Here is a 245-nt window from a genome sequence, read left to right as displayed (position 1 = left end):
GTATACGTCCTCACCCACTCCGCCCCTCGCCCGTTGATCGCGATGGACGGCGGTACGACCTTCCACTTCCGAGACGCGGCGATCGAAGACGTGCTCGCCGAGGCGACAGAAGCCGCGGGCGGCCAGGATGTGCGGATCGGCGGCGGATACCGCACAGCGCGGGACTTCCTCCGCGCGGGCCTGGTCGACGACCTGCACCTCATGGTGGCGCCGATCTTCCTCGGCCGCGGCCACCGTCTCTGGGA

Annotated in this window: 1 protein-coding gene; it reads left to right on the top strand. The window is 69.8% G+C overall.

Annotated elements, in window-relative coordinates:
• The coding region (locus SB658_RS26630) for a dihydrofolate reductase family protein (protein WP_410603501.1) at positions 1-245 on the top strand (245 nt) is incomplete at both ends.

Source organism: Bacillus sp. SIMBA_008 (genome assembly GCF_046535495.1).
Classification (GTDB): Bacteria; Bacillota; Bacilli; order Bacillales; family Bacillaceae; genus Bacillus; species Bacillus subtilis.
This window is presented reverse-complemented; position numbering and strand designations above follow the sequence as displayed.